Here is a 12,289-nt window from a genome sequence, read left to right as displayed (position 1 = left end):
CCGCTGGGGAGGGGCCGGCCGGCACTCAGCCCTGCGTCTGCAACTGCCGCAGCTGCCGCCGCACGTGGTCCAGGGCCCCCTCGCGCCGCCCCGGCACCCGGCCGCGCAACTCCGCGAGCACCGACCCGAGTTCACGAGCCCTGGCCGGATCGCCGACCCGGCCCCACTGGTGGTGCGCCCGGTCCACGGCCGTCTCGACGGCGGGCGCTTCCGCCGACTGTCCGGCGGCCAGCCGGGCGCTCGCGACGGCCAGCCAGGTACGGCAGCTGCGCGCCGCGTCCCCGGCCAGCATCGCCAGGTCCGCCCGGACCTCCGTCCAGTGCAGCGCCTCCTCGGAGGCGGGCCCGTGCGCCAGGGCGGCCGCCTGCTCCAGCCGCGCGGCGAGCGCGTCGGCGTCCGCGTGCCGGCCGGAGCGCACGGCGGCGGTGACGGCCGCGTGCGGATCGCCCGGCACCGGCCCGCGCCGCGCCAGCGGCAGACCGGCGCCCACGCTCTCCGGCGCGATCCGCGTCAGCGCCTGCTGGTGCAGCTCCTCGTCCGGCGGACGCCATCCGCTGCGCAGGATCGTCGCGACCGCCTTCATGTACGCCGGCTCCCCGACCCCGCGGCGGGACGGCGGGGGCGCGACACGGCCGTAGACGGCGTTGTCGGGGCCGCAGTCGAGCGGGGGCGGGCCCGGCGGGCGCGCCGCGCTCAGCGACTGCCAGGTCTCCGGGTCGGCGTGCAGATCGAGGAACAGCGTCGTCGCGCCCGCCGGACGCAGCCGCAGCTCCTCCCGGAACCAGTGCCACGGCAGCCCGGTGTACCGCACGGTGGACGCGGTCGTCCGGGCCAGCGCCAGATGCGGCAGCCGCTGGCGGCGGTCGAGCTGGAGCTGCCCGGTGACGTACACGGTCAGCGGTCCCGGCGCCGCGGCGGCGGCGCGCAGCCGGGTCAGCACGGCCTGCGGCTCCAGCGGGTCGGCGAGTTCGACGACGTTCGCGGTGTCCGCGCCGGACAGCACGGCGGGCGGCACCGCCGCGAGGACCGGGAGTACGGACGTCGCGTCCACCAGCCGCCCGCGGCCCAGCGGCGAGGCCGCCAGCAGCAGCACGGTTCCGGGCATGGTCCCCTCCCCTGTCGATCACCTACCGCAGCACGGTAACCGCTGCGCCTGCGCCGGGTGACGTCAGCGGGGTGAACATCCCCCTTCGGGGCCTTCGCCCCCCGCCGCGCCGGGCGCGCGGATCCGTCGTACGGCGAAGACGGTGGTGTCGTCGGTCAGGTGCCCCCGGCTGTGCCTCAGCGTCCCGTCCCGCACGACGGCGACCAGCCGGCCCGGCGCGACGGCCCGCGGGTCCTCCGCCACCGCCCGGGCCAGGTCGTCGACGAGCCGGTAGAAGTCACCTGCACCGTCCCGGGCCTCGGTCACGCCGTCGGTGACCAGCAGCAGCGTCTCGTCGGCGGCGACCGGCACCCGGCACACCGGCGGCGCTCCGGGGCCGAGGTCGCGGCAGCCGATCGGGAGACCTCCGCCGGCCGGCAGGGACCGTACGCCGCCGGGGCCGACGGCCAGCGGGGGCTCGTGGCCGAAGACGACGGCGTCCACCACGTCGGTGCGGTCCGCCGGGAAACCGAGCAGCACGGCGGTGGCGAAGCGGTCGCCGTCGTCCCGGCCGAGCGCCGTGGTGTACTCGCGGTGCCGCAGCATCCGGGTCTCCAGCCGGTCGGCGACCGCCGTCAGCTCCGCCTCGTGGTAGCCCGCCTCGCGGAACGCCCCGAGCAGCACCGACGCCGTCTCCACCGCGCCCAGCCCCTTGCCCTGGACGTCACCGACGAACACCCGGGTGCCGTACGGGCCCGGCTGGATGTCGTAGAAGTCGCCGCCGACGCGGGCCCGGGCGTCCGCGGTGAGGTAGACCCCGGCGTGCTCCAGACCGCCCCAGCCCGGCGGCAGGGGGCGCAGCACGGTGCGCCGCACGGTGTCGGTGACGTCCCGCATGTGCAGCGCGCGGCGCTCACCGCGCACCCGCACCACGCAGGCCAGCGTGGCGAGGACGCCACCGGCGGAGACGAGGATGAAGTCCGGCAGCCCCGCCTGGAACTGGTGCGGCCAGGCGCTGTCCACGAGGGTGTAGGCGACGAGGGAGAGCACGGCGAACAGGGCCGTGCCCCACACCCCGCAGATCGCGCAGGCGATGCCCGGCACCAGCACGATCCAGGAGATGATCCGGAACTCGCCGGTGGTGTTGTAGTCGGCCACGGTGATGGCCGTGAGCAGCAGCAACGGCGCCACCCAGGTGATGCTGCGCCCCCTCAGCCGCAGCATCTCGTGCCGGTGCACGACATCGCGCCGGCCGGCCGGGGGGTACCGGTCGTGCAGGCCGTGTCCCCCGCTGCCCGGACTCACGGCCCCAGCGAAACACGGCGCCGTGCGGCCCGCATCCGGTCTCCACTTGCCGACGGGCCCGGGGAGGTGTCCATTGGTGGGGCGGGGGCGAGGAGAGAGAGGAGTGCTCCCATGGCGCACACGGCACCCCGGCCCCGGCCCCGGCCCCGGCCCCGGGGAACGATCGAGCCGGCCGGCACGACCGACGTCTTCGGCGCACGGACCCACCGGGTGGCGAAGGTCGTCGTACCCGTCCTGCTCGGAGTCCTGTACGGCTACTGGATGGCGGCCAACCGGCGCTACGGCGGGCCGATCACCATGGAGAACTTCCTGTTCGGCTTCTTCGCCGGCCTCGTGTTCTCCCTGGTGTTCATGGCGCTCCTCGCCCTGACCCCGAGGATGCGGCGCGAAATGCACGCGGTGCTCTGGGCCGCCTTCAGCGGCAGCGCGCTCGGCTTCCTGGTCATCCAGGCCCCCAGCCCCGGAGTACTGCGCTCCACGATCCTGGGCCTGCTGGTCGCGTCGGGAGTGTTCCTGACGATGTTCTACCGCTTCTACACCCACGAGGACGCACGGGGCCACCGGCTGAGGTGAGCCTCCGTCGGCCGCGGGCGGTCGTACCTCCCCCCGCGCCCCACCACCGCCCTGGGGAAGCACCCCCAGGGCGGTGGTGGTCCCCCGTTACCTTTCTCGTGGCCCCGCAAGGGGGCGCCTGGCCCCCGGGTCCGGTACGGCTGTGTGCCCCCGCTCGCACGAAGCCGGGAGTGGGGGGCGGACGGTGGGGCGCCTTCCGCTCGAACGCGGCCGGGAGCGGCGGAGGCGCCCCGCGAGCGCCGGGCCGCGCGCACACCCGCCGGCGTCCCCGGCACCATGGGCATGCCCGGTGCCGTCGCCGACGTCGACGGACACGCCGTACGGCTCCAGCTCGCGCACCCCGTGCCGCCGCTGCCCGGCCAGGTGGACCTGTGGCGGCGGAAGCTCGGCCGACTGCGGGACGCGGCCGCCGCCGGCCGGGGACTTCAACGCCTCCCAGGACCACGCGGCCTTCCGCCGCCTCCTCGGCACCGGCCTGCGCGACGCGGCCCGCCTGGCCGGCGCCGGCCGGACCCCGACCTGGCCGTCCCGCACCGCCCCGGCGTTCGGCACCCAGATCGACCATGGTCTCCGACGACTTCGCCGCGGCCCGGGCCCGCTTCCTCGCCCTCCCGGACACCGACCACCGCTCCCTGGTGGTCGACCTGACCCTGCACAAGACATGGCCACCCGGCTACGGCGATCGCGTCTCCCCGGTGCTGTAAAGGCCTGGGAGGTACCACCCCGGGGCGGTACGGGCGGGCGCCGCGAGCCGGCACGCCCCGGCCGCCGTGCGTTCGGCCGTCCACCTGTCCGGCCGGGCCGGCGACCGCTGGACGGCCGGCCCGGCGGCCGCCGGCGAGCGGAACGCCGTACGCCGGGCCCCGCACGCCGCCGGGGGCAGCCCGCGCGTGCCGCACGGCGACCCGCTGGGCGCACGGCTGCTGCCGGCGGCGCGCACGGAGACGGATCCGGAGGGCGTCTCCCTGATCCGGCCGAGGCGTGCCGGGAGGTGGCGCGGCCGGCGCCGGCGTGCCGGGAGTGGCTGGAGGACCCGGTGCCCGGACCCTGGACCGGCCACTCCCGGACGGTCGCGTCAGACGCCGATGTCGCCGCCGTCCGCGCGCCACACCGCGACCACGGCCGGGCGGACGTACGTGCCGGGCCCGTCGGGCCAGGTGCTGGCCGGCCGGTCGACCGTCGCCCCGTCCACCTCGCCCGGGTGCTGCACGGCGACCAGCACCCGCCGGTCCTGGATGACCGGGCCGCAGGTCTCCGCGCCGTTGGGCACGGTGAGGAACTGCTTCAGCTCACCGCGCCGGTTGCCGCGCGTGGCGACGCCGAAGAGGCCGTCGTGGGAGCCGAGGGCGCTGCCGTCGGTGGAGATCCACAGGTTGCCGTGGTCGTCGAAGGCGACGTTGTCCGGGCAGGAGATCGGGCTGACGGAGTCCTTCGGGAAACCGGCGAAGTACGTCGCCGGGTCCTCCGGGTCGCCCGCGACCAGGAACAGCGACCAGGCGAACTTCGTGCTCTCCGGCCGGTTCCAGCGCTCGGTCAGCTCCAGGACGTGGCCGTGCTTGTTGGAGTTGCGCGGGTTGGCCTCGTCGGCGGCGGCGTAACCGGCCTTGCCGCGGTTGGAGTTGTTGGTGAGGGCCATGTAGACCTTGCCGGTGACCGGGTTGGGCTCGATGTCCTCGGGCCGGTCCATCTTGGTGGCGCCGACCTTGTCACCGGCGAGGCGCGTGAAGACGAAGACCTCCTCGGCGGTCATGCCCTCGACGTGCGAGACGGCGCCGTCGGCGGTGGCGGTGGCCAGCGGGATCCACTGGCCGCTGCCGTCGAACTCGCCGTCCTTCGGGAGCTTGCCGGTGCCGTCGATCTCGATGGCCGGGGAGTCCCCGGTGAGCTTGGCGACGTACAGCGTGCCCTCGTCGAGCAGCGAGAGGTTGTGCTCGCGGGCGGAGCGGCTGTTGCCGTGCCGCATCCTCTTGCTGCCGACGAACTTGTAGAAGTAGTCGAACCGCTCGTCGTCACCCGAGTACACGACCGGACGTCCGTCGTGCGTCAGCCGCACGGTCGCGCCCTCGTGCTTGAACCGGCCGAGCGCGGTGTGCTTGTGCGGGGTGGAGTCGGGGTCGTACGGGTCCAGCTCGACGACGTACCCGAACCGGTGCACCTCGTTGGGCTCCTGGGAGACGTCGAACCGCTTGTCGAAACGCTCCCACTTGCGCTCGGTGGCGCCGGTCCCGATGCCGTACCGCTTGTCGGTCGCGCGGCTGCCGTTGGCGAAGTACTGGTTGAAGTTCTCCTCGCCGTGCAGGGTCGTACCCCACGGGGTGGTGCCGCCGGCGCAGTTGTTGAGGGTGCCGAGCACCTTGGTACCGCTCGGGTCGGCGGAGGTCTTCACCAGGTCGGACCCGGCGACGGGTCCGGTGAGCCGGAACTCGGAGGTGGCCGTGAGGCGCCGGTTCAGCTGGTGCCGGGTGACGGGCGTCAGCTTGCCGCTCCGCCGCTCCTCCTCCACCGCGACCACGGCGAGCCCGTGCGCGGCCCAGGCGATCTCCACCTGCTCGCGGGTGGGGTTGCCCGCGTCGTAGTCCCGGAACATGAGGACTTCGTCGGTGTACTCGTGGTTGGCCACGAGCAGCTGCCGGCCGCGCTCGCCGCGCAGCGGCAGCAGGGCGAGGAAGTCACAGTTGTACCCGAACTGCCCGGCCTGCGCCTTGGCGCTCTGCTTCTCCGGGTCGAAGGCGGGCGCACCGCGCAGGATGGGTTCGCCCCAGCGGATGACGACGTTCTGCCGGTAGCCCTCCGGCACCGTCACGGCGTCGTCGGTGTTCGGGGCGACGGGCGTGAACCGCAGGCCGCGGGCGCCCCTGGGTTTGCGGTTGCCGTGACCGCCCCTGGCGGCGGGGGCCGCCTGCGCCTCGGGGGCGGCGGCGACGCCGACCGCGCCGGCGCCGGCCGCGGCGACGGTCACGACGGCGGCGGCCCGCATCATGGAGCGGCGGCTGAGGGCGCCGGCGATGACGTCGCCGACGTACTCGTTGGAGCTGGTGTTGGGCACCTCGTGGAAGCAGGCGTCACCACACCGGAAACGGCAGGTCATGGCGGACCGACCGCCGGGGTGGGAACTGGACGGCGTTCCGATCAACGGCAGCAGCTTTCGCACGTTCTCTCCTTGGGTGCCCGTGGTGTCAGCGTGACCGTAGAAGTACATACGTGCGGTAGCCGGGCATCGCAGTGAACGGCGGGTAAACCTGCGGCAGCATCTGGGAAGTCGCGCCGGTCCGAATCTCACCCTTGACATATACGATTCGGCAAACCCAGCCCTGCCCAAGATCACCCTTGCGGGCCGATAACCTTACGTGTCCGTCCTGGCCAGGGATCGACGGGCATCAACTCACGCGAAGGGTTGCGCACATGGGCATTCTCACTCTCCTGCGGAACGCGTTCGGCCGGTCACGCAAAGCGAAGTCCGCCGAAGCGGGGGGTGCGGCGGACGCCGCCGAGACGGCGAGCACGTCCCCGACGGAGCCGGCGGCTCCGAAGGTCCCGTCTCCGTCCCCGGAGCCCACTCCGCCTTCCTCCACGGTCTCGGTCCCGGAACCCCGCGAGGAACACGACCTGGTCTCCGCGGCCTTCGACAACGTCACGGTCCCCGGCCCCACCCGGCCGGACGCCTCCTCACCTCCCACCCGGGAAACCGGGGCACCCCCGGCAACGGAGCCCGAGGCGGGGACCGCCTCTGAGTCCAAGGCCGAGGTCGAGGCCGAACCGACGACCGACGCAGAGCCGGAGGCCACCACCGAGGCCGAGGCAAAGTCCGAGACCAAGGCCGAACCGGAGCCCGAGGCAGAGGCGAAGCCTGTGACTACGGCCGAGGCGAAGCCGGAGGCCGAGGCAGAGAGGAAGCCCGACGTTGCCGCCGAGGCCGAACCCCAACCGGTAACCGACGCAGAGACGACGAGCAAGCCCGAAGCAAAGCCCGAGCCCGAGACGGAGCCGAAGCCCGAGCCGAAGACGGAAGCCGAGCCGAAGCCCGAGACGGAGCCGAAGCCGAAGCCCGAGACGGAAGAGGAACCCGACGCTACCGCCGAGGCCAGGACCGAAGCCGGGACCGAGGCTGAGGCCGAGCCCGCGGCGGCCGACGGCCAGGACGCCCCCCAGGGGCCACCCGCACCCGACGACGAAAGCAGCACGGGTGGTGCGGACGGGAACGAAACCCCGGCCGAAGACGAAGCCGAGCCGGTAACCGACGCAGAGACGACGAGCAAGCCCGAAGCAAAGCCCGAGGCCGAGGCCGAGGCAGAACCGGAGCCCGAGACGGAGGCGAAGCCCGACGCTACCGCCGGGACCGAGGCTGAGGCCGAGCCCGCGGCGGCCGACGGCCAGGACGCCCCCCAGGGGCCACCCGCACCCGACGACGAAAGCAGCACGGGTGGTGCGGACGGGAACGAAACCCCGGCCGAAGACGAAGCCGAGGCCGGACCCGAGCAGCCCGCCGTCCCCTCCACCCTCACCACCGCCTACGAGACAGCCGGCGCCACCCTCGAGAAGCACGACCTCACCGGCGCCCGCGCCAAGGTATACCTCGTGCTCGACCGCTCCGCCTCCATGCGCCCGTACTACAAGGACGGCTCCGCCCAGGCCCTCGCCGAGCAGACCCTCGCCCTCGCCGCCCACCTCGACACCGAGGCCACCCTCCACGTCACCTTCTTCTCCACCGAACTGGACGGCACCGGCGAGCTGACCCTCACCGACCACGAGAACAGGATCGACGAGCTGCACGCCGGCCTCGGCCGCATGGGCCGCACCAGCTACCACGCGGCCGTCGAGGCCGTCCTCGCACGGCACGCCGAGGAGCCGGCCGGCACCCCCGCCCTGGTGGTCTTCCAGACGGACGGCGCGCCGGACGCCAAGACCCCCGCCACCCAGGCCCTCACCGACGCGGCGAAGAACCACCCCGCCGTCTTCTTCTCCTTCGTCGCCTTCGGCGAGCACGACAACAAGGCCTTCGACTACCTCCGCAAGCTGAAGACGGGGAACACCTCCTTCTTCCACGCGGGCCCCACCCCCCTCGAGCTCACCGACAAGGAGCTCTACGAGGGCGTACTGGCGGCCTGGCGCCCGTAGCCGTCGCTCCCGTTCCTCCTCCGGGGGGCGGACGGGATTCCCGTCCGCCCCCCGAAACGCGTGTGAGCCGACCTCGCCGGGGCCAGTAGGATTTCGACCATGGCGGCCACTGGATCCGAGAAGCAGGGGGCGAAGGCGTACTACGTCTCGACCCCCATCTACTACGTCAACGACGCTCCTCACCTGGGCCACGCCTATACGACCGTCGCAGGCGACGTGCTCACCCGCTGGCACCGCCAGCGCGGCGAGAAGGTGTGGTACCTCACCGGCACGGACGAGCACGGTCAGAAGATCATGCGCACCGCGGAGGCGAACGGCGTCAGCCCGCAGCAGTGGGCGGACAAGCTCGTCGACGAGGCGTGGAAGCCCCTCTGGGAACACCTCGACATCGCGAACGACGACTTCATCCGCACCACGCAGAAGCGGCACACCGACCGCGTCCAGGAGTTCGTGCAGGACCTGTACGACAAGGGCGAGATCTACAAGGGCGGCTACGAGGGCCCGTACTGCGTGGGCTGCGAGGAGTACAAACTCCCCGGCGAGCTGCTCGACGGCGAGGGCGAGTACGCGGGCCAGAAGCTGTGCCCGATCCACAAGAAGCCGGTGGAGATCCTCAGCGAGGAGAACTACTTCTTCAAGCTCAGCGAGTACGGCGAGAAGCTCCTCGCCCACTACGAGGCCAACCCCGGCTTCATCCAGCCGGAGTCCGCGCGCAACGAGGTCGTGAACTTCGTCCGCCAGGGGCTGCAGGACCTGTCCATCTCCCGCTCGACGTTCGACTGGGGCGTGCCGGTCCCGTGGGACGACAAGCACGTGATCTACGTGTGGGTCGACGCGCTGCTGAACTACGCCACGGCGGTCGGCTACAACGAGAACCCGGAGAAGTTCGGGGCCACCTTCCCCGCCGACGTGCACCTGGTCGGCAAGGACATCCTGCGCTTCCACGCGATCATCTGGCCGGCCATGCTGATGGCGCAGGGCCTCCCCCTCCCCGGGAAGGTCGCCGCGAACGGCTGGCTGATGGTCGGCGGCGAGAAGATGAGCAAGTCCAACCTGACCGGCATCAAGCCGCAGGACCTGACCTCGCACTTCGGCGTGGACGCGTACCGCTGGTACTTCCTGCGGGCGATCGCCTTCGGCCAGGACGGCAGCTTCTCGTGGGAGGACTTCTCGGCCCGCTACACCAGCGAGCTGGCGAACGACTACGGCAACCTGGCGTCCCGCGTGGCCGCGATGGTCGGCAAGTACTTCGGCGGCGAACTGCCGGCGTCGGCGGCCGACGGTGACGCGGAGCGGGCGATCCACGACGGCCTGGCGAAGGCGGTCACGGAGGCCGACCGGAAGATCGGCGAGGAGCTGGACTTCCAGGGCGGCATCCTGGCGGTGTTCGACTTCGTGAAGCAGGTCAACGGCTACATCACGGAGCAGGAGCCCTGGAAGGTCGCCAAGGACACGTCCGACGAGGGCAGGGCCCGCCTGGCGACCATCCTCTACACGGCCGCTGAGTCCCTGCGCGCGGTGGCGGTCCTCCTCAACCCGATCATGCCGGAGACGTCCCAGAAGCTCTGGGACTCCCTCGGCGCCGAGGCCGGCCTCGGCGCCCTCGCCGACCAGAGGGTCCAGGAGGCCGCCGCCTGGGGCGCCCTGCCCGTCGGCTCGACGGTCACCAAGGGCGCGGTCCTCTTCCCGCGCCTCGAGGAGAAGCCGGCCGCGTAGAACGCACTGCGTACGTCCAGAGGCCCGGAAACGGCATGTTTCCGGGCCTCTGTGCTGTCGTCCCGACGGAACCGGGCAGATCCGCCCAACCGGGCTGTGCCCACCCGTCCCGCACCCAGACTCCTACGACCGCCGGGAAAGGGGACGTCCGTGAAGGCTGGGGACGAGCGGGTGGCACGGACGCTGGACCGCACCGGCTTTGTTCACGAGTCGTGACGTTGGCGGTGCCCGGGTTTGGGAGGCGCCCGTTTCCACGGTCAGGCGATGGCCACGAGCTTTGAGGCAGTGGAGTGCTCTCCCACCGCCTGGCCACCACCCGCGCACGGGCCGAACAGGTTCAAGCCGGCTGACGAGACACGACCGCAGAGACCGTCGCCTGCTGCCGATCGAGCTTCTCCAGGACGCGGTCGCGGAGAAGCTCGTACTCCCGACGGAACCTGCGCCATTCAGTCACGGGAGGGCGAGGAATCACGATGCCTCCGATGACGATCTCCTCTGGCCCGAACTGCTCGCGGGTGAGGTCGATCTCGATGCCCATACCCAGGCGGTTCCACCAGTGGTAGTCCACACGCTCTCCGTTGACGTGGACCTCTCCCCGGATCAACTCGCCTCCCAACAGGTCATTGAGCACCATGGCGGTCACTGCGCACTGGTCCCGGGCCGGGTTGTCCTCGGTCCAGCGCGATCGGAACTCAGGTGTGCACGTCTCGGCACTCCAGCTGCTGCGAACGGCTCGTTCGACATCGGTGAGAAGCAACGGTGTCATGCCGACGACCCTGACAGCAGACACTGACAACGGCCGGCCGGACGCCGGCGGACACGGCAACCGGCTGCTGCCTACGGAACTGACGAACGTCTCCCGGCTCCGCGGTCCCGTACCGCCTCCCCGGCTCATCGACAAACGCTGTCGGTGAACATGCACAAAGCCGCCGGCTTCCGGCCGCCGAGAACAACGTCATGCGGCCTGCGTGAACCGCCCTGTGAGCCGGTTGCCCGGCAGACTCCGTGAGGGCCCGGGACACGTGTCCCGGGCCCTCACGGTCCGTGGCGCGGCGGACCGCGCGACATGGGTACGCGAGGGCCGGGGGCTCGTGGTCTCCCGGCCCTCGCGCGTCTCGGGTGCTACTTGAGCACGCCCGCCCCCGTCGTCGTCGCCAGCGACGTCGGCAGGCTGCCCGCCGAGGCCTCCAGGCCCGCCGTGAGGGCCGGGGTCCAGTTCACCGTGGTCCTCAGGTCCTTGGACGAGGCGGCGTTGTAGGCGGCGACGAGGTCGGTCACCGTGCCGTTGACGAGGTTGCCGGAGCCCTTGACCGAGCCGGTCCCGTCACCGCTGAGGAGCCTGGCGGTCTTCGCGCCGGACGGCAGCCTCCAGTAGTTGTTCTCCGCGACGACCTGGGCCTTGGCGCGGGAGTTGATGCTGTACTGCGGCGCGTACCCGTTGAGGGGCGTGACGTCGTAGTAGTTGTTGTAGATGTGGATCTGGCCGATGCGGGCCAGCGGGGCGCGCTGCATGATGCCCTTCCACACGTTGTGGTGGATGGAGACGCGCAGCTTGCCGACGCTGTCGGTGTCGCTGCCGCCGATCAGCATCGTCTTGTCGTGGTTGGTGAACTGGTTGCGCGAGACGGTCACCAGGTCGGATCCCTTGGTGATGTCGAGGGCGCCGTCGTGGATCTGGTACTCGCGGCCGAAGTACTTCGGGTTGGCGCTGTCGAAGTGCGGTGCGTCGGTGAACGTGTTGTGGTCCGCCCACACGTGGGTCGCGCCGCGCAGGGACACCGAGTCGTAGTTGGAGTTCCAGTTGCCGTCGTCGCCGTCGGTCGGGTCCCACTGCGGGAAGCAGTCCTCGGTGGCGGCGAAGGTCAGGTTGCGGACGATGACGTTGTCCACGTTCTGGATCTGGAGCATGGCCCCGGTGAGGCCGGCGTTCGTGCCGGGCACGCCCACGATCGTCGTGTTGGCGGGGACCTTGAAGACGATGTTCCTGCCCTGCTTGGCCTGGGCGGCGGCGCGCGCCGTCTCCTGGGTGCCGGAGGGCAGCTTGGAGCGGCCGTAGGTGGCCGGGTCGTAGGCCTTGAGGTAGGCCGACAGCGAGTAGCCGGTGCCGGAGGCGTAGTCGGCACAGCTCAGCTTCTTGCCGCTGCCGTCGGTGTTGGCGTCGATCATGCCGTTGACCTTGATGATGCGGGGCGTGGTGTCGGACGCCGAGCCCAGTGCCTTCACGAGCTGCGCGCGGGTGGAGACGGTGAAGGTGTGGGCGGCGTCGGCCTTCGTGCCGCCGGTGGTGCCCGTCCCGGAGGACGCCCAGCCGTCCTTCGCGGCGAGCGCCTGGTGGTACAGGTCCACGGTCCCGGCGTTGGCGTTCATCACGAAGACACCGGTGCCGACGCTCGCGGCCACGACGGCCGCGCAGACGACGGCGGCACGACGGGAGCGGAGGGAACGGCGGTGGGAACGAGCAGCCACGGGGCTTCCTTACAGGGGAGGAACGGGGTT

Annotated in this window: 8 protein-coding genes and 1 pseudogene; 4 read left to right on the top strand and 5 right to left on the bottom strand. The window is 72.0% G+C overall.

Translation table 11 applies throughout. The annotated features are described in order from the left end of the window. Positions 1-25: 25 nt before the first annotated feature. Both KYY02_RS16520 and KYY02_RS16515 read right to left on the bottom strand, forming a co-directional pair. A complete protein-coding gene (locus KYY02_RS16520; RefSeq protein ID WP_371238714.1) occupies positions 26-1,105 on the bottom strand; it encodes a hypothetical protein in 1,080 nt (359 codons plus the stop codon). A 63-nt stretch (positions 1,106-1,168) separates the two neighbouring features. Beyond that, on the bottom strand, positions 1,169-2,389 hold the full coding sequence (locus tag KYY02_RS16515) for a PP2C family protein-serine/threonine phosphatase (protein WP_371238713.1): 1,221 nt from the start codon (positions 2,387-2,389) through the stop codon (positions 1,169-1,171). A gap of 111 nt (positions 2,390-2,500) precedes the next feature. Here KYY02_RS16515 and KYY02_RS16510 point away from each other — a divergent pair, with 111 nt between their 5' ends. Both KYY02_RS16510 and KYY02_RS16505 read left to right on the top strand, forming a co-directional pair. Further along, positions 2,501-2,962: a hypothetical protein gene (locus KYY02_RS16510; RefSeq protein ID WP_371238712.1), complete on the top strand. Its 462-nt coding sequence runs from the start codon at positions 2,501-2,503 to the stop codon at positions 2,960-2,962. A 261-nt stretch (positions 2,963-3,223) separates the two neighbouring features. After that, a pseudogene (locus KYY02_RS16505) lies at positions 3,224-3,666 on the top strand (endonuclease/exonuclease/phosphatase family protein); the annotation flags it as partial. A 371-nt stretch (positions 3,667-4,037) separates the two neighbouring features. Here the strand turns inward: KYY02_RS16505 and KYY02_RS16500 are convergent. Further along, the gene (locus KYY02_RS16500) at positions 4,038-6,113 is read right to left on the bottom strand and encodes a PhoX family protein (RefSeq protein ID WP_371238711.1); all 2,076 of its coding nucleotides are present in this window, start codon (positions 6,111-6,113) and stop codon (positions 4,038-4,040) included. Between the two features lie 251 nt (positions 6,114-6,364). Here KYY02_RS16500 and KYY02_RS16495 point away from each other — a divergent pair, with 251 nt between their 5' ends. Beyond that, positions 6,365-8,077, top strand: a complete 1,713-nt coding sequence (locus tag KYY02_RS16495) for a VWA domain-containing protein (protein WP_371238710.1) — start codon at positions 6,365-6,367, stop codon at positions 8,075-8,077. Positions 8,078-8,176: 99 nt separating this feature from the next. Further along, the gene (metG, locus tag KYY02_RS16490; protein WP_371238709.1) at positions 8,177-9,793 is read left to right on the top strand and encodes a methionine--tRNA ligase; all 1,617 of its coding nucleotides are present in this window, start codon (positions 8,177-8,179) and stop codon (positions 9,791-9,793) included. Positions 9,794-10,130: 337 nt separating this feature from the next. Here the strand turns inward: metG and KYY02_RS16485 are convergent, their stop codons facing one another. Together KYY02_RS16485 and KYY02_RS16480 are read right to left on the bottom strand one after the other, a co-directional pair. Then, positions 10,131-10,559: a YunG family protein gene (locus KYY02_RS16485; protein ID WP_371238708.1), complete on the bottom strand. Its 429-nt coding sequence runs from the start codon at positions 10,557-10,559 to the stop codon at positions 10,131-10,133. A gap of 356 nt (positions 10,560-10,915) precedes the next feature. Further along, a complete protein-coding gene (locus KYY02_RS16480) occupies positions 10,916-12,259 on the bottom strand; it encodes a pectate lyase family protein (RefSeq protein WP_371238707.1) in 1,344 nt (447 codons plus the stop codon). Positions 12,260-12,289 lie beyond the last annotated feature (30 nt).

Source organism: Streptomyces pimonensis, assembly GCF_041380215.1.
In the GTDB taxonomy this organism is placed as follows: Bacteria; Actinomycetota; Actinomycetes; order Streptomycetales; family Streptomycetaceae; genus Streptomyces; species Streptomyces pimonensis.
This window is presented reverse-complemented; position numbering and strand designations above follow the sequence as displayed.